Annotated in this window: 12 protein-coding genes and 1 pseudogene; 6 read left to right on the top strand and 7 right to left on the bottom strand. The window is 69.3% G+C overall.

Annotated elements, in window-relative coordinates:
• Positions 1 to 6 precede the first annotated feature (6 nt).
• From relB to SMIR_RS07605, 3 genes are all read right to left on the bottom strand, one after another.
• Entirely contained in the window at positions 7 to 1,536 is a 1,530-nt protein-coding gene (gene relB, locus SMIR_RS07615; protein WP_101401238.1) for a type II toxin-antitoxin system RelB family anti-toxin, read from the bottom strand.
• A gap of 91 nt (positions 1,537 to 1,627) precedes the next feature.
• Positions 1,628 to 1,825 (bottom strand): DUF4236 domain-containing protein, encoded by a 198-nt coding sequence (locus SMIR_RS07610; RefSeq protein ID WP_168496587.1) that lies wholly within the window; start codon positions 1,823 to 1,825, stop codon positions 1,628 to 1,630.
• A gap of 119 nt (positions 1,826 to 1,944) precedes the next feature.
• Positions 1,945 to 2,805 (bottom strand): helix-turn-helix transcriptional regulator, encoded by an 861-nt coding sequence (locus tag SMIR_RS07605; RefSeq protein WP_168496589.1) that lies wholly within the window; start codon positions 2,803 to 2,805, stop codon positions 1,945 to 1,947.
• Between the two features lie 310 nt (positions 2,806 to 3,115).
• On the opposite strand from SMIR_RS07605, the gene acnA reads away from it, so the two are divergent.
• Positions 3,116 to 5,830 (top strand): aconitate hydratase AcnA, encoded by a 2,715-nt coding sequence (acnA, locus tag SMIR_RS07600; protein ID WP_168496591.1) that lies wholly within the window; start codon positions 3,116 to 3,118, stop codon positions 5,828 to 5,830.
• Between the two features lie 78 nt (positions 5,831 to 5,908).
• Here the strand turns inward: acnA and SMIR_RS07595 are convergent, their stop codons facing one another.
• Positions 5,909 to 6,913: a helix-turn-helix transcriptional regulator gene (locus tag SMIR_RS07595; RefSeq protein ID WP_168496593.1), complete on the bottom strand. Its 1,005-nt coding sequence runs from the start codon at positions 6,911 to 6,913 to the stop codon at positions 5,909 to 5,911.
• Positions 6,914 to 6,981: 68 nt separating this feature from the next.
• A complete protein-coding gene (locus SMIR_RS07590) occupies positions 6,982 to 10,650 on the bottom strand; it encodes a S8 family serine peptidase (RefSeq protein ID WP_212726795.1) in 3,669 nt (1,222 codons plus the stop codon).
• Positions 10,651 to 11,077: 427 nt separating this feature from the next.
• Between SMIR_RS07590 and SMIR_RS43400 the strand changes: the two are divergent.
• From SMIR_RS43400 to SMIR_RS07565, 4 genes and pseudogenes are all read left to right on the top strand, one after another.
• Positions 11,078 to 11,158: pseudogene (locus tag SMIR_RS43400) on the top strand (DNA-binding response regulator); the annotation flags it as partial.
• Positions 11,159 to 12,034: 876 nt separating this feature from the next.
• Positions 12,035 to 13,576: a sensor histidine kinase gene (locus tag SMIR_RS07575; RefSeq protein WP_168496599.1), complete on the top strand. Its 1,542-nt coding sequence runs from the start codon at positions 12,035 to 12,037 to the stop codon at positions 13,574 to 13,576.
• Between the two features lie 327 nt (positions 13,577 to 13,903).
• Positions 13,904 to 14,095, top strand: a complete 192-nt coding sequence (locus SMIR_RS07570) for a hypothetical protein (protein ID WP_211119130.1) — start codon at positions 13,904 to 13,906, stop codon at positions 14,093 to 14,095.
• 671 nt (positions 14,096 to 14,766) lie between these two features.
• Complete coding sequence (locus SMIR_RS07565) at positions 14,767 to 18,051, top strand: glycoside hydrolase family 92 protein (protein ID WP_212726793.1); 3,285 nt, start codon at positions 14,767 to 14,769, stop codon at positions 18,049 to 18,051.
• Positions 18,052 to 18,083: 32 nt separating this feature from the next.
• On the opposite strand, the gene SMIR_RS07560 is transcribed toward SMIR_RS07565, so the two are convergent.
• Positions 18,084 to 18,452, bottom strand: coding sequence for a MerR family transcriptional regulator (locus SMIR_RS07560; protein WP_168496602.1), 369 nt, complete (start codon positions 18,450 to 18,452; stop codon positions 18,084 to 18,086).
• Positions 18,453 to 18,585: 133 nt separating this feature from the next.
• Here SMIR_RS07560 and SMIR_RS07555 point away from each other — a divergent pair, with 133 nt between their 5' ends.
• Positions 18,586 to 19,293 (top strand): SDR family oxidoreductase, encoded by a 708-nt coding sequence (locus SMIR_RS07555; protein ID WP_212726792.1) that lies wholly within the window; start codon positions 18,586 to 18,588, stop codon positions 19,291 to 19,293.
• A gap of 67 nt (positions 19,294 to 19,360) precedes the next feature.
• Here the strand turns inward: SMIR_RS07555 and SMIR_RS07550 are convergent, their stop codons facing one another.
• Positions 19,361 to 23,122, bottom strand: coding sequence for a GH92 family glycosyl hydrolase (locus tag SMIR_RS07550; RefSeq protein ID WP_248003170.1), 3,762 nt, complete (start codon positions 23,120 to 23,122; stop codon positions 19,361 to 19,363).
• Positions 23,123 to 23,586 lie beyond the last annotated feature (464 nt).

Here is a 23,586-nt window from a genome sequence, read left to right as displayed (position 1 = left end):
GTTGTATTAGATGTCACGGAACGTCTCGATCTGCGCCCCGATCGAGTTGAGCCGCTCGGCCAGGTCCTCGTAGCCGCGGTTGATGACGTACACATTGCGCAGCACGGACGTGCCGTCGGCCGCCATCATCGCCAGCAGTACGACCACGGCGGGCCGCAGCGCGGGCGGGCACATCATCTCGGCGGCGCGCCAGCGGGTCGGGCCCTCGACCAGCACGCGGTGCGGGTCGAGGAGTTGCAGCCGGCCGCCGAGCCGGTTCAGGTCGGTCAGGTAGATGGCCCGGTTGTCGTAGACCCAGTCGTGGATGAGGGTCTTGCCCTGTGCGGAGGCCGCGATGGCCGCGAAGAACGGCACGTTGTCGATGTTCAGGCCCGGGAACGGCATCGGGTGGATCTTGTCGATCGGCGCCTCCAGCTTGGAGGGCCGTACGGTCAGGTCCACCAGCCGGGTACGGCCGTTGTCGGCGAAGTACTCCGGTGTGCGGTCGTGGTCGAGGCCCATCTCCTCCAGTACCGCGAGCTCGATCTCCAGGAACTCGATCGGTACCCGGCGCACCGTCAGCTCCGACTCGGTGACCACCGCGGCGGCGAGCAGGCTCATCGCCTCGACCGGGTCCTCGGAGGGCGAGTAGTCCACGTCCACGTCGATGTTCGGCACGCCGTGGACGGTGAGTGTGGTCGTGCCGATGCCCTCCACCCGTACGCCGAGCGCCTCCAGGAAGAAGCACAGGTCCTGGACCATGTAGTTGGAGGAGGCGTTGCGGATGACGGTCACGCCGTCGTGGCGGGCGGCGGCGAGCAGCGCGTTCTCGGTGACGGTGTCCCCGCGCTCGGTCAGCACGATGGGCCGGCCGGGGGAGACGGCCCGGTCGACCTGGGCGTGGTAGAGCCCCTCGGTGGCGGCGATGTCGAGCCCGAACCGCCGCAGCGCGATCATGTGCGGCTCGATGGTCCTGGTGCCGAGGTCACAACCGCCCGCGTACGGCAGCCTGAAGGTGTCCATACGGTGCAGCAGCGGGCCGAGGAACATGATGATGGACCGCGTCCGGCGGGCGGCCTCGGCGTCGATCGCCTCCATGTCCAGCTCGCTCGGGGGCACGATCTCGAGGTCGACCCCGTCGTTGATCCAGCGGGTGCGGACGCCGATCGAACCGAGTACCTCCAGAAGGCGGTAGACCTCTTCGATCCGGGCCACCCGGCGCAGCACCGTGCGCCCCTTGTTCAGGAGTGTCGCGCACAGCAGCGCGACGCACGCGTTCTTACTGGTCTTGACATCGATCGAGCCGGACAGACGACGTCCGCCGACCACGCGCAGATGCATCGGACCCGCGTAGCCCAGGGACACGATTTCGCTGTCCAGGGCTTCACCGATTCGAGCGATCATCTCAAGGCTGATGTTTTGGTTGCCGCGCTCGATGCGATTGACGGCGCTCTGACTTGTGCCGAGCGCCTCGGCGAGCTGCGACTGTGTCCAGCCCCGGTGTTGCCGGGCGTCACGGATGAGCTTGCCGATGCGTACGAGGTAGTCGTCTGCCATGGCGCGACCGTATATCTGATGTGAGATAAAGAGAAACGGAGCGCACCCGTCCGGGTGGTGGGCTGGCACACCACATGCACAGGGGGGTCGGTCAGCGCTCCCGCCGACGCGTCGTGCGCCGCCAGCCGAAGGGGCCCGGCAGATCCATCGAGGTGGTGCGGCGTCCGGTGCTGCTGCGGGTGTGATGCGGCCCGTGCCGGCCGCCCGTGGTGATCGACCACGAGCGCCGGTTGATGTTCAGCCGCACCCCGGGAAAGATGCGGAAGCTCTTGCGGAACGTGAGGGGCATGAATGGTCCGCCTTACTGCAGTTCACGGCTGTTTGTCTGGGTTTGCTACGCCGACTGTGGCGCGTCCCGTTCCCAGTACCCCGAAGCGGGCGATGGTTGCCTGTGAACTCCCGGCGTGTTCAGCCTCGTTCGGCCGCTCCGCGCTCCACGAGCGTCTGGGTGCCGATGACTCCGAGGAGGGCGACCTGTTCGGCGTCCTGAGTTCCGGGCTCGGCCGTGTAGACCATGATGCGCAGGTCGCTGCCCGCGACGCTGAGCACGTCGCAGTCGAGCGTCAGGGGACCCAGCTGCGGATGGTCGACGGTCTTGCGCGAGGACTCGTGGTGGCCGACGGCCGTGGAGTCCCACAGCTCGGCGAACCGGTCGCTGTTCGCGCGCAACTCCTCGATCAGGCGCCGCAGCCGCTGGTCCGCCGGATACCGGTGCGCGGTCGCGCGCAGGTCGGCGACCATGGTGGTCTCGAACTCGCGCCGGGCCTCGGGGGTGTGGCGGACGCGGGTGCCCGGGCCCACGAGGTTGCGCCACACCGCGTTGCGCTCGTTGCCGTGCCACCCGGACGGGTCACCCATCAGGGCCGCGTACAGCGGGTTGGCCAGCAGCAGGTTCCACGCCGCGTCGAAGACCGCGACGGGCGTTCCGGTCAGCCGGTCCAGCATCCGGTGCACCCCGGGGGTGATGTGGGCGGGCACCGTGCCGCGTCCCGGCGGGACCAGCCCGGCGAGATGGAAGAGGTGTTCGCGCTCGGCGCCGGACAGCCGCAGCGCCCGGCCGAGCGCCTCGACGATCTGCTCCGAGGGGTTGCTCGCCCGGCCCTGTTCGAGCCGGGTGACATAGTCGACCGAGATCCCGGCCAGCAGCGCCAGCTCCTCGCGGCGCAGTCCGGCCGCGCGCCGGTGTCCACCGACGGGGAGCCCGGCCGCCTCGGGGGAGACCCGGTCCCGCCAGCGCCGGACCGTCCGCCCGAACTCCGTACTCGCCATCCCCCCACTGTGCACCGGTCCGTCCACCCGTGCCTGGTACTGGCAGTGCCAGGAAGACGGGCTCGGGACCGCCCGCACCGTCGTTCCGTGTCCTCGCGAAGCTCGGCCGAGGGCGCGTCGACAGCATGCCGGGCATGACCAGTGGGCGCCCATGTACTAGAGTTATCTCGACATCGAGATATCTGCCGAGGTGCACCGCAGCCGCCACCCCGGTAAGGCTTACCTAACTTAGCCTTACCTTAGCGGATCGGCCAAGACGTCGTGGCGGCAGGATGCGGTGGGAACGCGCACATCAATGAAGGAGACTGTCGTGTCGGCGAACAGCTTCGACGCCCGCAGCACGCTGCAGGTGGGCGACGAGTCGTACGAGATCTTCCGGCTGGACAAGGTGGAAGGCTCGGCTCGCCTTCCGTACAGCCTGAAGGTGCTGCTGGAGAACCTGCTCCGCACCGAGGACGGCGCGAACATCACCGCCGACCACATCCGGTCCATCGGCAACTGGGACTCCCAGGCGCAGCCCAGCCAGGAGATCCAGTTCACGCCCGCCCGCGTGATCATGCAGGACTTCACCGGCGTGCCCTGTGTGGTCGACCTCGCCACCATGCGTGAGGCCGTCAAGGAACTCGGCGGCGACCCGGCGAAGATCAACCCGCTGGCCCCGGCCGAGCTGGTCATCGACCACTCCGTCATCGCCGACAAGTTCGGCACGAACGACGCGTTCGCGCAGAACGTCGAGCTGGAGTACGGCCGCAACAAGGAGCGCTACCAGTTCCTGCGCTGGGGCCAGACCGCCTTCGACGAGTTCAAGGTCGTCCCGCCGGGCACCGGCATCGTCCACCAGGTGAACATCGAGCACCTGGCGCGCACGGTCATGGTCCGTAACGGCCAGGCGTACCCCGACACGCTCGTCGGCACCGACTCGCACACCACCATGGTCAACGGCCTCGGTGTGCTCGGCTGGGGCGTCGGCGGCATCGAGGCCGAGGCCGCGATGCTCGGCCAGCCGGTCTCCATGCTCATCCCGCGCGTCGTCGGCTTCAAGCTGACCGGTGAACTCACCCCGGGCACCACCGCCACCGACCTCGTGCTCACGATCACCGAGATGCTGCGCAAGCACGGCGTCGTCGGCAAGTTCGTCGAGTTCTACGGCGAGGGCGTCGCCGCCACCTCGCTGGCCAACCGCGCCACCATCGGCAACATGTCGCCGGAGTTCGGCTCGACGGCCGCGATCTTCCCGATCGACGCGGAAACGATCAAGTACCTCAAGCTGACCGGCCGCAGCGAGCAGCAGCTCGCGCTCGTCGAGGCGTACGCCAAGGAGCAGGGCCTCTGGCTCGACCCGGCCGCCGAGCCCGACTTCTCCGAGAAGCTGGAGCTCGACCTCTCCACGGTCGTCCCCTCGATCGCCGGCCCGAAGCGCCCGCAGGACCGGATCATCCTGGCAGGCGCCGCGCAGCAGTTCGCGCAGGACGTGCGCAACTACGTCGACGAGGACGACGAGGCGGGCAAGGAGTCCTTCCCGGCCTCCGACTCCCCGGCCACCGCCAACGGCGTACCGACCCGTCCGACCACGGTCACCGCCCCCGACGGCTCGACCTACGAGATCGACCACGGCGCGGTGACGGTCGCGGCCATCACCTCCTGCACCAACACCTCGAACCCGTACGTCATGGTCGCCGCCGCGCTGGTGGCCAAGAAGGCGGTCGAGAAGGGCCTGACCCGCAAGCCGTGGGTCAAGACCACCCTCGCCCCGGGCTCCAAGGTCGTCACCGACTACTTCGACAAGGCGGGGCTCACCCCCTACCTCGACAAGGTCGGCTTCAACCTCGTCGGCTACGGCTGCACCACCTGCATCGGCAACTCCGGCCCGCTGCCGGAGGAGGTCTCCAAGGCCGTCAACGACCACGACCTCGCCGTCACCTCGGTCCTCTCCGGCAACCGGAACTTCGAGGGCCGTATCAACCCCGACGTCAAGATGAACTACCTGGCCTCCCCGCCGCTGGTCGTCGCGTACGCCCTCGCGGGCTCCATGAAGGTGGACATCACCAAGGACGCGCTGGGCATCGACCAGGACGGCAAGCCGGTCTACCTGGCCGACATCTGGCCCTCCGAGGCCGAGGTCAACGACGTCGTGGCGAACGCCATCGGCGAGGACATGTTCAACAAGTCCTACCAGGACGTCTTCGCGGGCGACGCCCAGTGGCAGGCGCTGCCGATCCCGACCGGCAACACCTTCGAGTGGGACCCGCAGTCCACCTACGTCCGCAAGCCCCCGTACTTCGAGGGCATGGCGCACGAGCCGTCCCCGGTCACCGACATCGTCGGTGCCCGTGTGCTGGCCAAGCTGGGCGACTCGGTGACGACGGACCACATCTCGCCCGCCGGCGCCATCAAGGCCGACACCCCGGCCGGCAAGTACCTCACCGAGCACGGTGTGGAGCGTCGTGACTTCAACTCCTACGGCTCGCGCCGAGGCAACCACGAGGTCATGATCCGCGGCACGTTCGCCAACATCCGCCTGCGCAACCAGATCGCGCCGGGCACCGAGGGCGGCTACACCCGCGACTTCACCGTCGAGGGCGCGCCCGTCGCGTTCATCTACGACGCCTCGCGCAACTACATCGAGCAGGGCACCCCGCTGGTCATCCTGGCCGGCAAGGAGTACGGCTCCGGTTCGTCCCGCGACTGGGCCGCCAAGGGCACCGCGCTCCTCGGTGTCAAGGCCGTCATCGCCGAGTCGTACGAGCGCATCCACCGCTCGAACCTCATCGGCATGGGCGTCCTGCCGCTCCAGTTCCCGGAGGGCACCAACGCCGAGACCCTCGGCCTCACCGGCGAGGAGACCTTCTCCTTCACCGGCGTCGAGGAGCTCAACAACGGCACCACCCCGCGCACGGTGAAGGTCACCACCGACACCGGCGTCGAGTTCGACGCGGTCGTCCGCATCGACACCCCCGGCGAGGCGGACTACTACCGCAACGGCGGCATCATGCAGTACGTGCTGCGCAACCTGATCCGCAAGTAGGCGATCCGGTACGGCGGCCGGGCCGCACTCCTCTTCGGAGGGGTGCGGCCCTTCGCATGCCACGGCATGTCCGCGCACCTACACCCAGCCGCGCTGCGCCGCCCGCATCCCCAGCTGGAAACGGCTGGCCGCGCCCAGCCGCTCCTGCAGATCACTCACCCGGCGGCGCAGTGTCCGCAGGCTCACCCCCAGGTGACGGGCGACCGCCTCGTCCTTCATCCCGGCGGCCAGCAGCCGGGTCAACGTCCGCTCCCCCTCGGTGAGTTCACCGTCGGCGGTCGGCCGGCCGAGCGGCGTCGCCTGCTGCCAGGCCAGCTCGAACAGCTTCTGCAGGGCCTCGGTGACCGCCGAGTGCCGTATGAGGACCGCGCAGTAGCCGCCCGCGTCCGCGGCGGTGAGCGGCAGCATCGCGGTATGCCCATCGACCACCAGCAGCTTCACCGGCACGGTGGGCAACACCCGTGCCTGTTCGCCGAGTTCGACCATCCGTAACGCGTGCCACAGGACGTCCGGATCCTCCAGTGCGGTGGCCGCGTAGACCGCGCGGTAGGACACGCCGCGGCTCAGCAGATCGGCCTGCAGGTCCAACTGCGGGGTGCGCGGGGCGAGATAGGGCGGGGAATCGAAGAGACACACCTCGTGTTCGGCGCGGGCGTACAGCTCCTCCAGGCGCGCGGCGTTGGCGCCCTCGCCGTCCACCACCTCGACCAGCCGGGCGGGCCGTTCGCGCAGCTGCCCCGCGTCGTACGCCGTGGACATCTCCTGCGCGGTGGCGGCCAGCAGCTCGGACTCGGTCTCGCGGCGCCGGATCAGGGCACGGATCGCCACCCGTGGGTCGACGGCCCGCAGTCCGCCGACCGAGTCCGGCGGCTGCAGCAGACCCAGGGCCAGCAGTCGTTCGCAGGCGTCCCGGACCTGGGACCGGGAGCCGCCGGTCAGCAGAGCCCAGCCCGCCGTACCCGCGTCGGGCTGGTGCAGGACCGCCCGATAGAGGCGTTCGTCGAAGGCGGAAACCCCCACCGCGGCCCAGGGGCTCGCGACAGGGGTCCGTCCGAGTGCCGGTTCATAAGCCGTGTTCGCCATGGCCCGGCACGGTAGAGGATCTTTGTTAAGCCTGTTGCACCGCTGTGAGCAGTGGTCCTGTTACAGGCCTACTTCAGGCCATACGCCCGCAGCACGGTCTGGTCGACCTGGTTTCCGGCGGCGTCGGAGGCCACTACCCGCAGCGACACGAACTCCGCTCCCTTCGGATGCTTGATCTTCGCCCGGCCTTGGCGGACCTTCACCTCCTCCCAGGACGTGCCGTCGTCGTACGACACCCAGGCCTTCAGTGAACTGGCCTTGACGCTCCCCGCCTGGTCCCGGACGGAGAGTCCGAGCTTCATCTTCTTCTTGGCCTCGGCGCGGTTGAGCAGATCGAGCCCGTGCAGGTCGTAGTCGACGGAGAGCAGGGGCAGCGCCGTCGCCGCGTCGGTGTGCGCCGAGGCGAAGGACCACTCCGTGTGTGTGCTGGTCGAGTACCGAGCCCAGTCGGCCCTGCGCTGGGCGTCGAGCACGAAGCGGTACGAGGTCTTCGCCGCCGGGACGTCGAAGGCGCCGTAGCCACCGAGCGCCGAGTCGCCGACCAACTGCCCGTCCGCGTACAGCTTGCCCTTCGCCGTGTCCTGCGTACCGTCCACGTGCCCGTAGTGGCCGGTCATGGAGTCACTCAACTCCGGTACGGACAAGGCGAGTTTGTCGCCGGTGCGGACGGAGGGGCCGTACTCCTCGCTGCTCGCCGGGCGGACGACCTGGCGCAGCCAGTCCTCGGCGGGTTCCGTGCCCGCCTTGCTGAAGGTCCGCAGGGGACTCCACTGGCCCTGGTTCGCCCGCCAGTCGGGGTAGACGACGTGCCAGGTGCGGGTGTCGGGGTCGACGTTGTAGTACTCGGTGCGCGCCGTGCCGAGCCGCATGTACTCGCCGGTTTCGAAGCCGTAGATCTGCCAGGGGCGGAACGAGTACGCGGTGTCGTAGCCCATCGCGCCGGCCTGGGACCCGTAGTAACGGGCCGTGTGCTTGACCGTGTTGGAGCTGTCGAGGTGGTACGTCTGGTTCGCGGAGATGGCGTCCTTCTGCGCGAACAGCGTGTTGTAGACGTACGGACTGACCGGCGTACCGCCCAGCTTCAGCGTCACCTTCTTGCCGGTCTGCAGCAGGCTGGTGAGCTTGGCGCCCTCCTCGCCGGTGGCGATCATCAGCGGGACGGTGGTCGCGTGGTCCACGGCTTCGAGCCAGAAACCGGGGGTCTTGCGGTACGTGATGAGGTAACTCGCCCCGGCTGCAGTCGCGTTGGCCAGGGCGCTGTCCGACCGCTCGGTGGCGCCGAGCGCGACCACCGCGACCTTGCCCTTGACGTCGAGCCCTGCGAAGTCGGCCTCCGTGCCGCCGCCCGCGTCCACCGCCCGTACCGTGTGCTCTCCGCTGATCTTCGTCGGGAAGCCGTTGTACGTCTGCGAGTAGTACATCGACAGCGGCAGTTTCTCCGGGCCGACGACGCTCGCCGTCAACTCCTTCGCGTACAGGCGGAACTTGGAGTAGAACTCAAAACTTCCCTGAGTGACCTTCTTGAGCGGCGCCACATAGACGTGTTTGTTCCACCAGCCCTGGCTGTAGGACATCCCGAAGGAGCTGCCCGGCCCCTCGCGGTGCCAGGAGGTGGTGAAGCCCTTGAACTCGGAGTCCTCCTTGGTCTTCGGCTTGATCTCCACCGCCTTGCGAGCGTCGAGAGTGATCTCGGTGTCCCCGTCGACTTTGATCTCGGGGTTGCCGACGACCGAAGTACCGACGGGCATGTCGCCCGCGTCGCGGTCGTAGATCCAGGAGACGATGGAGTACATGCCGGCCGGGACCTGCCAGGTCGAATCGGCGGTCAGGTTTCCGAACTCATTGGGGATCGCGCCGTTCAGCTCCTGCAGGGCGTACCGCCCTATCCCGGAGATCGGCTGCCCGTCGCGGCCCACCAGGTGCACCTTCAGGTTGTACGTCTTCGGCGCCTTCTCGAAGCCGATGCCCGTGGTGACCAGGATGCCGTCGGCGCGCGCCGTGATGTCGCCCGAGTACCGGCCGTCCGTGTCCTTCGACGGGTCGATGGAGACCGGGACCGTGGCGGTGCCGTGCGCCGGTACCGTGACGGTGCCGGCGCCCGGGGTCGCCTCGGAGAGGGTCGACGCGAGCGTCAACTCCACATCCTTGTCAGTGGTGTTGGTGTACGTGATGTCCCTGCTGTCGACCGCGGTGTCGCCGTCGGCGTACGTGCCGCAGCTCAGGATCGAGGTGCCGAAGACGCCCTGCTCGACGGCCCGCACGGCGTCCACCCGGCCGTCGCCCTGCTGGAAGACATCCGCGTCCGACTGTGTCTTGGCGGTGCTCGCCAGATCCGCCTTGATCTGCTGGCCCGTCCAGTCCGGATGCGCCTGCGCCACCAGCGCCGCCGCGCCTGCCACGTGCGGGGTCGCCATCGACGTACCGCTCGCGGTGGTGTAGTAGTCGTCGACCGGCGTGCCCATGGTGGTGCCGGAGGCGCGGGCCGCGGTGATGTTCACGCCCGGGGCGGTGATCTCCGGCTTGACCGCCGAGTCGCCCAGGCGCGGGCCACGGCTGGAGAAGGACGCCAGGTGGTCCGACTTGTCGACCGCGCCGACCGTGAGCGCCGAGTCCGCGATGCCCGGGGTGCCGATGGTCTGGTCGGTGGGGCCCGCGTTGCCCGCCGCGATGACGAACAGGGTTCCGGTGGACGCCGAGAGCCGGTCCACCGTCTCGCTCAGCGGATCCGAGGGACCGGACGCCGTACCGCCCAGGGACATGGAGACGATCTTCGCGCCGGAGTCGGCGGCCCACTCCATGCCCGCGATGATCCACGACTCCTGGCCGTGTCCGGTGTCGTCGAGGACCTTGCCCACCGCCAGTTCCGCGCCCGGCGCCACGCCCTTGTACCGGCCGCCGGAGGCCGCGCCCGAGCCGACGAGGGTGGAGGCCACATGCGTTCCATGGCCGAATCCGTCCTGTATCCCTTCGTCGGGTACGAAGCTCTCGGACTCCGCGATCCTGCCCGCGAGGTCCGGGTGTCCGGTGTCCACGCCGGTGTCCAGGACGGCGATCTTGACGCCCTTGCCGTCGAAACCGGCCTTCCACACGTCGGGGGCGCCGATCTGCGGGACGCTGACGTCGAGGGACGCCGAGACCTTGGCGTCCAGCCACAGCTTGTCGAGGCCGTCGCCGAGCTGCCGGGCGGCCTTCGCGGTGGGGGAGGTGCCGGGGGCCGGGGCGATGTCCGCCCAGAACGTGGTCGAAGCGGTCGACTTCTTCGCGCTCAGCGCGGCGCCGCCGATGCCGGGCAGGGCGCGCGTCCGGCGCGCGCCCTCGGGTGTCTCGGCGCCCTTCGCATAGGTGGCGATCAGCGGGATGGCACCGGTCTTCTCGTCGGCGTACCCCTGCTCGACGAGTTGGCTGATGTTGAAGAGGGCCGGGTCGAGGCGGCCGGCCTGGACGAGCGGGATCGCATCGTCGGGTGTGACGCTGACCTCGCCCTTCTGCTCGGTGGTCACGAAGTTGACGCCTTCGCGGCCCTTGCCGGGCCGGGCGTCGACGGCGTACTTTCCGTCCGCGTCGCCGGTGAGGGAGACCGTGTCTCCGGTGATGAGAGTGACGGTCCGGGTACTGCCCTGCGCCGCGCCCCTTGGGGGGTTCGACGAGGGGGTCGGGGCCGCTGCCGAGGGCGCGACCGCACCCGCGAGCAGAGCGGCGGCGCCTGCCATGGCCCAGAGGACGTGGAGTCTTCGCATCAGTGGGCTTTCCTCCCCTTGAGAGACCTGGTGAGGTCTGGACCAGCGTGCGGGCCGAGCACGAAGGGGCTCAAGGGATTCCTGTGGCCGGGGCGTGCCAATGCCTCCTTCGGTCACGGGGGTTGAGGAGCGCAGGGTCTTCCCGGGAGGCCCTTCGCACGGCTGCGGCAAAGTCGGAACACAGGGTTCTCCCAGCGAACCGGGACAGGATCGTCATATGTCTGGCACCCGAAGCGAACGTCTCCGCGCCACACGCGCCTCCGGCGAGCCCGTCCATGGCGAGCGCGCCGGTGACGACCGCGTCCCCGGCGATCGTGACGGTGGCGAGTACGTCCGTGGCGACCGCGTGCGCGGCGAGCGGATCCACGAGGACCGCCTCCATGAGGACCGCCTCCGTGGTGAGCGGATCCGTGGGGACCGTGTTCGTGTGCTGATCGTCGACGACGAACCCGCACTCACCGAACTGCTCTCCGTGGCCGTCACCGAGGCGGGCTGGCGGCCCTATCCGCCTGTTGTCCGTCGCAGGCGGACACAGCAGCATCCGGGCGATGCTGGGCGCGGCTTCCAACTCGAACACATCGGCCGGCAGTCGGCTGTACTGACGCTCGAAGGCGGCGATCTGCCGGGTACGGCCCTTGATGACACTGGACGGCACGTACCGCCCGCCGGGAACCGCCTCGCGTACCACGTCCCATTCCTCAGACGTACGGTTCACGGGATCGACGGGCCAGGTTGCCAGCACTCCGGCGGTGAGGTCGGCGCCCCACTTCGCCGAGCGCAGGGTGCGCCCGGCCTGCTCCTGCGCCATGCGGACGATGCGGTCATTGACACGGATGCCCTCGGCCGGGCTGACGGTCCATCCGAGTCGGCGCAGGGTCATCCAGGCGTTCGACGGCAGCTTCCGGCCGCCCGCGTCCTCACCGGATGCCCATACGTCCACGTCGATGGTGTTCCAGCGGGCGGCCAGCAGCGAGGCGGCCATGCCGGACACCAGGTCGGCAGCCCAGCCGACACGCTCTGCCAGCACGGCGGCGGACAGGAGTTCGTCGGTCCTCTCCTCCACGCCCCCGCGCAGCAGGCCTCGGGCGCAGGCAGTGCGGGAGGTCTCGCCCACGGCAAGCGGCAGCTTCCGACCCACCGATACCCCCCTCCCCATCCGTGATGCTGTCATCCGATCAACGACAGTCCCGGGAAAGGGTCACGCATTCGACCCGCACACACTCACGCGAAACCGGCACATGGCATGACGCCGGTAGACGACGAACGACTACGGATATCTAAGGAAACACGTGAGCCTGCGCCGGAAGATCGACAAAGGGCGGGCGTCGGTGATCCACACCGTGTGTGGGGTGGGGTACGCGATCCGGCCGGTGGAGGACGGGAGATGAGCCCCCGACGGACCCGGCTCTTCGGACGCTCCCCTCGCACCGGGCGTTCGCTGCGGACGCGACTGCTCCTCTTCGTCAGCGCCACCCTCGTCGCCGTCTGCGCCGCTATGGCCCTCACCACCGTCTTCGCCCAACGCTCCTATCTGCTCGGCACCTTGGACCAGCGCGTCAGCGACGCCGCCGAACGCAGCCAGGGCGGGCTCCAGCGCCGCACCGGCAACGACACGGACCCGGGGTTCCTCAACGAGCGGGGGCAGGCCGTCGGCACCCTCGCCGCCCGGTTCGACGACGACGGCAAGATCCTCGCCGCCGAGGTCGTCACCCACGACGGCGGGCAGCGGACTCTCACCGCCGCCCAGCGCGCCGCACTCGACGGCATCAGCACGGACGGCTCCCTGCACACCCGTACCGTCCCGGGCCTCGGCAGCTACCGGGTGACCGCTCTCGGCGGCGACGGCGTCTCCGTCCTTACCGGGCTTCCCATGGCCGACGTACAGGACATGATCGGTCGCCTGATCGCGGTCGAGGCCGTCGTGGCCGCCATCGGCCTCACCGCCGCGGGCTGCGTGTGCGCGGTCGTCATACGGCGCCAACTGCGTCCCCTCGAGCGGGTCGCCGCCACCGCCGTCGAGGTCTCCCGCTCCCCGCTGGGCCACGGCGAGGTCACCGCCCTGACCCGCGTCCCCGAACGCGACACCGACCCCGGCAGCGAGGCCGGCCAGGTCGGTGCCGCCCTCAACCGCATGATTGACCACGTGGAGTCCTCGCTCGCCGAACGCCGGCGCGGCGAGGAGGAGATGCGCCGCAGCGAGGAACGCATGCGCCGCTTCCTCGCCGACGCCAGCCACGAACTCCGTACACCTCTCGCCTCCATCGCCGGATACGCGGAACTGATGAACCGCGGCACCGAGTGGATCGAACCGACCCTGGCCTGGCGCCGGGTCTCCGCCGAGTCGGCCCGGATGACCGGCCTCGTCGAGGACCTGCTGCTGCTCGCCCGGCTGGACGAGGGCCGGCCTCTGCACGCGGCCGAGGTGGACCTCGCGGCACTGGTCGCCGAGGCGGTGTGGGACGCGCGGGCCGCCGGGGACACCCACAACTGGCAGCTGGCGCTGCTGCTGGACTCCCCGGCCCTGGTCGTCGGCGACGAGGCACGGCTCCACCAGGCGGTGGCCAACCTGTTGGCCAACGCCCGTGTGCATACGCCTGTTGGTACGACCGTGGTCGCCTCGGTGGAGGCCACGGACGCGTCCTGCACGATCCGCGTGCGCGACGACGGCCCCGGTATCCCGCAGCACCTGCTCCCGTCCGTCTTCGAACGCTTCACCCGAGGCGACGCCTCGCGCTCCCGCGGCAACCCGACTGAGGGCGGCTCCGGCCTCGGACTCGCCATCGCCGAGGCGGTCACCGCCGCCCACGGCGGTCGCATCCGCGTGGAGAGCGCCCCGGGTCGTACGGAGTTCACGCTCGAACTGCCCCCGGCCGACAGCGCCAGGACCCCGGACCCGGCGCCCACTCCGGCGCCCGCGTCGGCCTGAAGCCCGACCACCCTTGGCGCCGCCCCTCGGCGACCTGTGTTGCCTGTGCGGCCTGTGCGTGAGCCATGAAGGTCAACGAAATTGTTGACACTCCCTTCGGCGGCGACATACGTTCGCAAGCGCTGGATCAGGCATCAGGTCAAGGTGTGCGCCAAGCGCGGGTGACGGAACAACGGCCCGCCCCGGCGCCCGGAAGGGAGCGGTTCGTTGTCGTCGACCAGGCCCTCCCTCCGTTGCACTCCAGGTTCGCCTCAGGCTCCTTCCCCGGAGTCGTGTGCGCCCAGCCATCCGTCCCGGACGTGCCCACGGCGAAGGGATCCGGCGACGATGACCGAGCGCGACACCGGGGACACCTGGGAGCGCGCGGCAATGAAGCCGCAGTCGGAGACGGGCAGTTCGGGGTGGGGCAGCGGCGCGACCCGGAAGCACGTCCACTCCGTCATCCGCACGCCCAACGGCAACGACTACGGGAGGGAGCTTCTTCGGCAGCACTGTCTGACGTCACCCCACCATCGGTGACGTGACCGACTCAGGTGGTTTCTCAGTCATAGGAAAATCGGTACCTGAGTGGTTTCTCAGTCATGGCGAGGGCCGCACCCGTTGTCAGGGGGTGCGGCCCTCGTGCGTGAAGCGCTTACACGTGATGCGTTTACAGAGGTGGTTGTGCGCGCTAACGTCCGAATGAGGTGGGAGCGCTCCCGTGTGGCGGACCGGAACCCGCCGGGACTCGCTCCCGCCTCACCTCACATTCCCGCGACATCGAGCGAAGGGTCTGTTCGTCATGCCCGAAGCTGTCATGAACGTGACAGGGTTGACCGGCTCTGGGCGGACCGGGTGGGTGGTGTGGAACTCACCCGGTCCGCGAGCCCGGGCGGGCGAGGGGGGTTGCTGCCCGGGGTGGTGGTCCCCCCTGCTCGAGCGAAGCCGAGAGCTTGGGGGAGCGTGGCTTGTGGCGGCCGAGGTGTGCGACAACGTTGTCTGATGGTCTGTACATGACTCTACCGTCTCAATCGACAACGATGTCAAGCGAGTTGGGAGACCAGTGGGGGCGCGTTGCGCCATAGGGGTGTGCGCCGAGCGCGTCCGTGGGCCGCACGCGGTCTTCCGTGGTACCCGTGGCGCACGTTACTGTCCCTGCGGCTTGTGCGACCTGTGGTGCGCGACCCGTCCGAAGGAGGAGGGGCCGCGTCATGCGTTTCCGTCCGTCATCCGTCCTGCTCGCCGTCGCCCTGGCGGCCGCCGGGATCACCCCCGCCGTCACCCCCGCGGCAGCCGCCACCACCGCACCACCGGACCTCGTCCGGGACCCCACCACCTACGTCGACCCGCTCATCGGCACCAAGAACGGCGGAAACGTCTTCCCCGGCGCCGTCGTGCCCTTCGGCATGCTCTCCTGGAGCCCCGAGAACACCCGCGGCGACGCCACCCGTACGGCCGCGCCCGGCGGTTACCAGTACGACGCCACCCGTGTCAGGGGCTTCAGCCTCACCCACATGTCCGGCACGGGCTGCGCGGGCGGCAGCGGCGACATCCCCTTCTTCCCGTACGCCGGTGAGGTCACGTCCTCCCCGGCGAGCGACACCAAGGACGCGGTGTACGCGGCCGACTTCGCGCACACCGACGAGACCGCCGAGCCCGGCCACTACAAGGTCGGCCTCGCCTCCGGCGTCACCGCTGACCTCACCGCGACCGCGCGCACCGGCTCGGGCCGCTTCACCTTCCCCGCCGACAAGCCCGCCTCACTGCTGGTCCGCAGCGCCAACTCCGAGGTCGGTTCGACCGATTCGACTCTGAAGATCGACCCGGGGACCCGTACCGTCTCCGGGTCCGTCACCTCCGGGAACTTCTGCGGCTACCTCGACCCCGAGGGCCAACGCGCCTACTACACGGTCTACTTCACCGCCCGCTTCGACCGCGACTTCAAGTCGACCGGCACCTGGCAGGACGACAAGCTGAGCCCGGGGTCCACGGAGGCGAGCGGCGGCACCGGCGGCTTCGCCAGCGGCGGCCGTCCCGTCGCGGGCAAGGGCGCGGGCGGCTATGTGGAGTTCGAGCCCGGCACCGACCCCGTGAACGTCAAGGTCGGCATCTCGTACGTCAGCCAGGCGGGCGCCGCCGCCAACCTCGCGGCCGAGAACCCGCCGTCCCGCTCCTTCGCCTCGGTCCAGGACGCCGCCCACCGCGCCTGGCGCGACCAGCTCGGCGCGATCAGGGTCGGCGGCGGCAGCGAGGCCGACCGCACCACCTTCTACACCGCGCTCTACCACGCCCTTCTGCACCCGAACGTCATCAGTGACGCCGACCGCAGATACCGGGGCCCCGACGACAAGGTCCATGTCGTCGGGCGCGGCCACCGGGCCCAGTACGGCACCTTCTCCGGCTGGGACGTCTACCGCTCCCAGGTCCAGCTGCTGACCCTGCTCAGCCCGGACACCGGCTCGGACATCGCGCAGTCGCTGCTCGAACTCGCCCGGCAGAACGGCGGCGTCTGGGACCGCTGGCTGCACGGCGCGAGCGGCACCCACGTCATGAACGGCGACCCGTCCCCGACCGCGCTCGCCGGCATCCGGGCCTTCGGCGGCACCGACTTCGACCTGCGCGACGCGCTGGACTCGCTGGTCGAGGCGGCGACCGTGCCGACCGAGGGCGACCTCTCCTCCTCGGGCAAGCCGGTCCTGTCCGTCGGACAGCGGCCGTCGCTGGACAAGTACCTCAAGCAGCACTACATGCCGTCCGTGTCCAATGCCTGGGGCGGCGCCGCCGAGACCCTCGAGATGTCCGGCGCGGACTTCGCGCTCTCCCAGCTCGCCACGGCGGCGGGGAAGAAGCAGACGGCCGCCGACTTCGCCCGGCGCTCCCAGTGGTGGCAGAACAACTTCAACATCGCGGCCGACCCGAGCGGTGGCTACGTCGCCAACCGCAAGGCGGACGGCAGCTGGGTCACCGGCTTCACCCCGGCGACCGGCAACGGATTCGTGGAGGGTACGGCCGCCCAGTACACCTGGATGGTGCAGCACAACCCGGCCGGGCTCTTCGCCGCGATGGGCGGCCGGGACAAGGCACTCGACCGCCTCGACGCCTTCTTCCACAACGCCGACGGCAGCTGGGCCTTCTCGGGCAGCGGCGGCGACAAGTCGGAGCTGGACAACGAGCCGTCGATCAACGTGCCCTACCTGTACGCCTACGCGGGCGCGCCCTACAAGACGCAGGAGACCGTCCGCGCCGCGATGAACGGGCTGTGGTCCACCCAGCCGGGCGGCATCCCCGGGAACGACGACCTCGGGGAGATGTCGTCCTGGTACGTCTTCTCCGCGCTCGGCATGTATCCGCAGGTTCCTTCCCGCGCCGAACTCGTCCTCGCCTCACCGCTGTTCACGCGGGTGGAGATCAACCGGCCCGGCGGCAACGACATCGAGATCCGGGCGAACGGCGCCGCCGCGGACGCCCCGTACGTGCAGTCGCTGAAGGTGGACGGCCGTACCAGCGAACGCCCTTGGCTGCCCGCCTCCTTCGTCCGCGACGGCGGGACGCTCGACTACACCCTCTCCGGTACCCCGAACCGCACCTGGGGCAGTGACCCGGCGGCCGCCCCGCCGTCCTTCCGGGAGGGCGAGCAGCCGTACCAGATCGGTGTCGGCCCGACCGCGGCGACGCTCGCACCCGGCGGCAGCACGAAGCTCGACATCCGTGCCCTCGCGCTGAGCGGCGGCACCGGCCCCGAGGTCCGCTTCAAGGTGGACACCCCGGCCGGAGTGACCGCGACCCCCGCCGAGGGCACCGTGACCGACGGAACTCAGGAGATCACCCTGTCCGCCGGTGACACCGCCCAGCAGGGTTTCTACGACGTCAAGGTCACTGTGACGTCGGCCGCCACCTCGTACGAGCAGCCGGTCGCCCTGACCGTCGCGGCGCCCGGCTCTCTCCTGGCCGCCTACAACAACACCGGTGTCTCCGACGACACCGGCGACCACGACGAGGCCGACTACGACGGCGGCGGCTGGAGCTACTCCCGTCAGGCCCTCGCCGCCGGAGGCCTGACCCCCGGCACCCAGGGCACCGTGGACGGCCTCACCTACACCTGGCCCGACTCGCCCGCCGGTCGCCCCGACAACGCCTCGGCGACCGCCCAGACCATCGAACTCGCCCACCCGGCCGACCGGTTGTCCTTCATCGGCAGCGCGGTCAACGGCAACCAGCAGACCCACGCGACCGTCACCTACACCGACGGCAGCACGGACTCCGTCGACCTCTCCTTCACCGACTGGACCGTCGGCGGCGGAGGTGGCACCGTCCAGTACGGCAACGAGATCGTCGCCAGGACCGCGTACCGCAATGTCGCGGGCGCCGACAAGGACCCGGTGGCGACGTACGTCTTCGCCACCAAGCCCTTCCAGGCCCCGTCCGGCAAGACCGTCAGGAGCGTCAAGCTGCCGGACAACGCCGACCTGCATGTGTTCACCCTCGCGGTGAGCTGAGGCCTTCGCAGGAGGGCCGGTCCTGTCGCTCGTCAGTGGGGGCAGGGCCGGCCCGCGCGGGCGGACGCGTCGGCCAGGGTGATGATGCCGTCGAGCTTGTCCCGGGTCCGGGCGAGGCCGCTGATCTGCGCGTCGATGCGATCCCGCTCGGCCTCAAGCCGTTCGAGCAGCTCGGGTGTCACCTCGCCGGTCACCACGCAGGGCATCAGGCCCACGATCGACTTGCTCGCCAGCCCGGCGGCGTAGAGCTGCTGGATCAACTGGACGCGCTCGACCGCGCTCTCGGGATAGTGCCGCTGCCCGCTGGGGCTGCGCTCGGAGGTGAGCAGGTTCTGCTCCTCGTAGTAGCGCAGCGCCCGCACGCTCACGCCCGCCCGGCCGGCCAGCTCCCCGATGCGCATGGCGCCCCTCCTCATGGATCGGTCGGACCCCGGCCGAGGGTGACCCGGGCCACACATACTTGCCTCTGACGTCAACGTCAGGTTTTAGCGTAGCCCGCGAACGGCCCGATACGGAGTCCTCACGGGAGTCAGCATGAAGATCCACGGTTCCACCGCCCTCGTCACCGGCGCCAATCGCGGCATCGGCCGTCACTTCGCCCTGCAGTTGCTGGAGCGGGGCGCGGCGAAGGTCTACGCCACGGCGCGCACCCCCGAACTCGTCGACATCCCCGGTGTGGAGGTGCTGCGGCTGGACATCACCGACCCGGCGTCGGTCGCAGCCGCGGCGGCGACCGCGCAGGACGTCACTCTGCTGGTCAACAACGCGGGCAGCAACACGTACGCGAACCTCGTGACCGGCGACCTCGACGCGATCCGCACGGAGATGGACACGCACTTCTACGGGACGCTGGACATGATCCGCGCCTTCGCTCCGGTGCTGGCCGCGGGCGGCGGTGGGGCCATCCTCAACGTCCTGTCGGCCATGTCCTGGTTCTCCTACGACTACTCCAACGCCTACGGTGCCGCGAAGGCCGCCGAATGGAGTCTGACCAACGCCGTCCGCCTCGAACTGCACGGCCAGGGGACCCAGGTCACCGGCCTGCACCTGGGATCCGCCGACACCGACATGATGGCGCACTACGACGGCGAGAAGACCGACCCCGCGGACGTCGTCCGTACCGCGCTCGACGGTGTGGAGGCCGGCCGTTTCGAGGTCCTGGCCGACGAGTGGAGCGCCGGTATTAAGGCCTCCCTCGCCGGCGACCCGAACGAGTTCTACACGCTGCCCAAGGCCGGCTGAGCCCGGGGGGCACAGCAGGGCGGGCGCGGAGAGTGATCTCCGCGCCCGCCCCGCCCACATGAGGGTGCTAGCCCAGCAGTTCCACCTCCGCGAGCGTCGCCTCGCTGTCGAGGACCAGGCGGTAGTGCGTGTACGAGCCCGGATGCGCGACCGAGAACACCCGGGTCTGCTTGTCCCACGTGAAGGACTCGCCGGAGCGCTTGTCGAGGTCGGTCCACGTGGTGCCGTCGGATGAGCCCTGCAGGACCCAGCCGCCCGGCGCCTTGGTGCGGTCCGAGGAGGAGGTCAGGGTGTACTGAACTCCCTTGGCCGCGGCGGACGTCGGCAGGTCGACCGAGGTGACCGTGGCGTCCGTCGCCGAGGTGTTGTCGAAGAGCGCGCCGTCACCCTTGAGGATGTCCGCGCGGGGCGTGGGCACCTTGTCGTCCTCGGTGATCGACACGGGCGCCGCGTCCTTGCCCGTGCCCCACGACGAAGGCTTGGAGCCCATGTCGAACTCCAGCACACCGCCACGGGAGATGAGCGAGTGGGGGAGCGAAGTCGACGTCCAGCGCTTGCCGTTGAACGTCACGCCCTGCACGTACAGGTTCTTCGCGCTGTTCCTCGGCGCCTTGACGACCAGGTCCTTGCCGTTCTCCAGGTGGACGGTCGCCTTGGTGAACAGCGGGGAGCCGATGGCGTATTCGCCGCTGCCCATCACCAACGGGTAGAAGCCGAGCGAGGAGAAGAGGTACCAGGCGGACTGCTCGCCGTTGTCCTCGTCGCCGTGGTAGCCCTGCCCGATCTCGCTGCCGGTGTAGAGACGGGAGAGGACCTCGCGGATGTTCTTCTGCGTCTTCCAGGGCTGACCCGCCGCGTCGTACATGTAGTTCACGTGGTGGGCCACCTGGTTGGAGTGCCCGTACATGCCCATACGTACGTCACGGGCCTCGGTCATCTCATGGATGACCCCACCGTAGGAGCCCACGAAGTCCGGTGAGGCCGTCTCGGGGGTGGCGAAGTACGCGTCGAGCTTCTGGGCCAGCCCGCTCTGGCCGCCGTACAGGTTGGCGAGGCCCCGTGAGTCCTGCGGCGCGGTGAAGGCGTACCCCCAGCCGTTCGTCTCGGTGTAGTCGTAGCCCCACACACGCGGGTCGTACTTCGAGGAGTCGAGGCGCCAGTTGCCCTGCGCGTCGCGGCCCTGGAAGAACCCGGCCTTCGAGTCGAAGAGGTTCACATAGTCCTGGGCCCGGTTGAGGAAGTACGCGGACTCCTCCTTGTAGCGCTTCTTGCCGGTCCTCTTGTAGAGGGCCTGGCCCATCTCGGCGATGCCGTAGTCGTTGACGTATCCCTCCATGGCCCACGACAGGCCCTCGCCGGTGTCGGTGCTGGTGTAGCCGAGGAAGGGGGAGGTCGACATGCCCTTGCGGCCCACGCCGGAGGCCGGCGGGACGACGGTCGCGTTCTTGAGGGCGGCGTCGTACGCCGCCTCCGCGTCGAAGTTCACGCCCTTGACGTACGCGTCCGCGAACGCCACGTCCGACGAGGTCCCGGTCATCAGGTCCGCGTACCCGGGGGAGGACCAGCGTGAGGTCCAGCCTCCGTCCTTGTACTGCTGCACGAACCCGTCGACCATCTCGCCCGCCTGAGAGGGCGTCAGGAAGGAGTACGCCGGCCAGGTCGTCCGATAGGTGTCCCAGAAGCCGTTGTTGACGTACACCTTGCCGTCGACGATCTTCGCGCCGGTGTGGGTGGGGGTGTCAGGACCGGGCATCGCTGAGAACGGCGAGGCGTACTGGTACTTCGAACCGACCTTCTCGAAGCCCGAGTTGGGGTAAAGGTACAGCCGGTACATGCTGGAGTACAGCGTGGTCAGCTGGTCCGGCGTCGCGCCTTCGACCTCGACCCTGCCGAACAGCTTGTCCCACGTCTTGCGCGCCCGCTCCTTGACCGTCCCGAACGACGTGCCGTCGGGGATCTCCTGGCGCAGGTTGTCCTTCGCCTGGTCGATGCTGATGAGAGAGGTCGCCAGGCGCAGGGTGACCGTGTGGTCGGCGCCGGGCTTGAACTTCAGGTACCCCTTGACGCCGGACGAGCCGCCGTCCGTCACCGGCGCGTCGAACACCCCGTAGACGAAGAGCCTGGTCGCGCCCGTCGACAGCCCGGACTTCACGTCCGAGTACCCGGTGACGATCCCGTTGTCCTTGTCCAGCGTGAGGCCCGCCTGCTCGGTCACGTTGTCGAAGAGCACACTCGCGTCCTCACCCGGATAGGTGAAGCGCAGGGCCGCCGCGTGGTCGGTGGGCGCCATCTCCGCCTTGAGACCGTTCTCGAAGGTCACCCCGTAGTAGTACGGGCGCGCGGTCTCGTTCTCGTGCCGGAAGGCGAGTGCGCGGGCGGTGCGGCCGGTGTCCGGGGTGCCGGAGGCGGCCGAGGGCATCACCTGGAAGGTCTGCCGGTCGCCCATCCAGGGGCTCGGCTCGTGGCTCGCGCTGAACGCCTGGATGGTCGGCAGGTTGTCCGCGTTGTTGGCGCGCGCGTAGTCGTACAGCCAGCTCAGCGAGCTCGCGTTGGTGACCGGCGTCCAGAAGTTGAAGCCGTGGGGGAGAGCCGTCGCCGGGAAGTTGTTGCCGCGAGAGAAGCCGCCGCTGGAGTTGGTGCCGCGGGTCGTCAGCGCGTAGTCGGCCAGATGCGCCTTGGGCTTCTCGGGGGCCACGGTCTTCAGCGCCACGTCGTCCAGCCAGCCGCGGAACTTCGCCGGCCCCTGGGGGGAGTCGTACGCGAGGAGTATCCGGTCGACGGTCTTCCCGGCCGCGACCGAACCGATCCGCGAGGCGACGTTGTTCCACTGGTTGACGTACAGCACCTTGGCCGCGCCCTGTCCCTGCGGCGTCAGCGCGAACCCGTGCTGGTCGACCGCGTTCAGGTCACTCAGATAGGTGCCGTCCGTGAACGCCAGGTCCACCGACACGTTCGTGGCGTCGTAGTCCCGGTCACCGTCCGCCATCGACGGGAAGATCCGGTACGACAGCTCGGTGTCGCGCCCGACGCCCACGTTGACGTCGAAGACCTTGTTGTACGAGTACGCCCGGCCGTCCGCCTTGTGCGTACCGGCGTAGCGCAGGGCCCGCTTGCCAGTGAAGCCCGCGCCGGCCTTCGCGGTGGGGGAGCCGCTCGGGCCCCGGTCCACCAGCGAGAGCATGTCCTTGGGTGTCGGATCGTCGCTCTGGCCCGTCGAGAACTGGACGTCGGCGAGCTGGAGGATGTCGCCGCCGTTGTTCTTGGTGACGTCGAGCCGGAAGTGCTGGTACTCGACGGGGCTCGCGATGTCGTACGACTTCGTCTGGAACCGCTCGCCGAAGGACTCACCGGAACGGGTGTCGAGGCTCTTCCAGTCCTTGCCGTCCGTGGAGCCCTGGAGGGTCCAGTCCTGGGGGTCGCGCTCGTCGTGGTCGTTGGCCGACGTCAGCGCGTACGTGACCACCTTGACCGGGGCGTCGAAGTCGAACTCCGCCCAGCCGGTCGGCTCGAAGGTCAGCCACTTGGTGCTCGACTCGCCGTCGACGAGGTTCTCCTTCACCTCGCCCGCGCCGGTGTTCTCGCCGCTCGCGCCGACGTCCGTGACGTGGTCGGTGACATTGCCCGGGATGCCGGTGCTGTAGCCGCCGTCGACGCCCGACGCGCGCTTTGCCCCGTCTGCTCCGGTGTCCACCGTGTTGAGCCAGGTCGGTGCCGGATCGCCTGATTCGAACGAGGACGCGAACTCGCGATCGGTGGACGCCGTTTGGGCCGGAAGGGCAATCGCGGTGCCCTGCGAGGCCACTACCAGAGAAAGCGCTACCACCCCCATTATCGTTGAGGAACTCCATCTGAGTCGAGCCGAAGAACTCCGTCTGTACCGAGCTCTGTGCTGCATGCGCGAGCACCCTCCCTGGCCCTGGACAACGTTGTCAGATTTGCTGCGCAAGGACCAGTAGGGAGTCAAGTTGTCAGTGTGTCAAGGGTGTTGGGTGTGGTGTCCGGGGTGAATATCGTGCGACGAGCTGCGCATTACTCCCATGGTGGGAGATTGGTGCCCTGTCGATCTTCCCGCGGGGAAGTCGCGGACGCGCCACATTTCCGCGAGGTCTCAACTCGGAAAAGACCCGCGGGTAAACCCGCTTTCGATCTTGCTCCGTTGACGTGAAGTGGACTATACCTGTCGGCACCCGCCCAGCCGATCGACGGCCGCGGGCAGGCACGTCCCGGGGGGAATCGGGCGTCGGCGGCCAGTGTGACGGGCAGGGATCGCCGCGTTGACCGACTGAATCCCTC

Origin of the sequence: Streptomyces mirabilis, from assembly GCF_018310535.1 — a bacterium.
Classification (GTDB): domain Bacteria; phylum Actinomycetota; class Actinomycetes; order Streptomycetales; family Streptomycetaceae; genus Streptomyces.
This window is presented reverse-complemented; position numbering and strand designations above follow the sequence as displayed.

What these genes read in the sequence shown, in the direction of transcription:
- relB (WP_101401238.1), bottom strand. Translation starts at nt 1,536, where the DNA reads ATGGCAGACGACTACCTCGTACGCATCGGCAAGCTCATCCGTGACGCC.
- SMIR_RS07550 (WP_248003170.1), bottom strand. Translation starts at nt 23,122, where the DNA reads ATGGGGGTGGTAGCGCTTTCTCTGGTAGTGGCCTCGCAGGGCACCGCG.
- SMIR_RS07605 (WP_168496589.1), bottom strand. Translation starts at nt 2,805, where the DNA reads ATGGCGAGTACGGAGTTCGGGCGGACGGTCCGGCGCTGGCGGGACCGG.
- SMIR_RS07570 (WP_211119130.1), top strand. Translation starts at nt 13,904, where the DNA reads ATGACCGAGCGCGACACCGGGGACACCTGGGAGCGCGCGGCAATGAAG.
- SMIR_RS07610 (WP_168496587.1), bottom strand. Translation starts at nt 1,825, where the DNA reads ATGCCCCTCACGTTCCGCAAGAGCTTCCGCATCTTTCCCGGGGTGCGG.
- SMIR_RS07560 (WP_168496602.1), bottom strand. Translation starts at nt 18,452, where the DNA reads ATGCGCATCGGGGAGCTGGCCGGCCGGGCGGGCGTGAGCGTGCGGGCG.
- SMIR_RS07590 (WP_212726795.1), bottom strand. Translation starts at nt 10,650, where the DNA reads ATGCGAAGACTCCACGTCCTCTGGGCCATGGCAGGCGCCGCCGCTCTG.
- SMIR_RS07575 (WP_168496599.1), top strand. Translation starts at nt 12,035, where the DNA reads ATGAGCCCCCGACGGACCCGGCTCTTCGGACGCTCCCCTCGCACCGGG.
- SMIR_RS07555 (WP_212726792.1), top strand. Translation starts at nt 18,586, where the DNA reads ATGAAGATCCACGGTTCCACCGCCCTCGTCACCGGCGCCAATCGCGGC.
- SMIR_RS07595 (WP_168496593.1), bottom strand. Translation starts at nt 6,913, where the DNA reads ATGGCGAACACGGCTTATGAACCGGCACTCGGACGGACCCCTGTCGCG.
- SMIR_RS07565 (WP_212726793.1), top strand. Translation starts at nt 14,767, where the DNA reads ATGCGTTTCCGTCCGTCATCCGTCCTGCTCGCCGTCGCCCTGGCGGCC.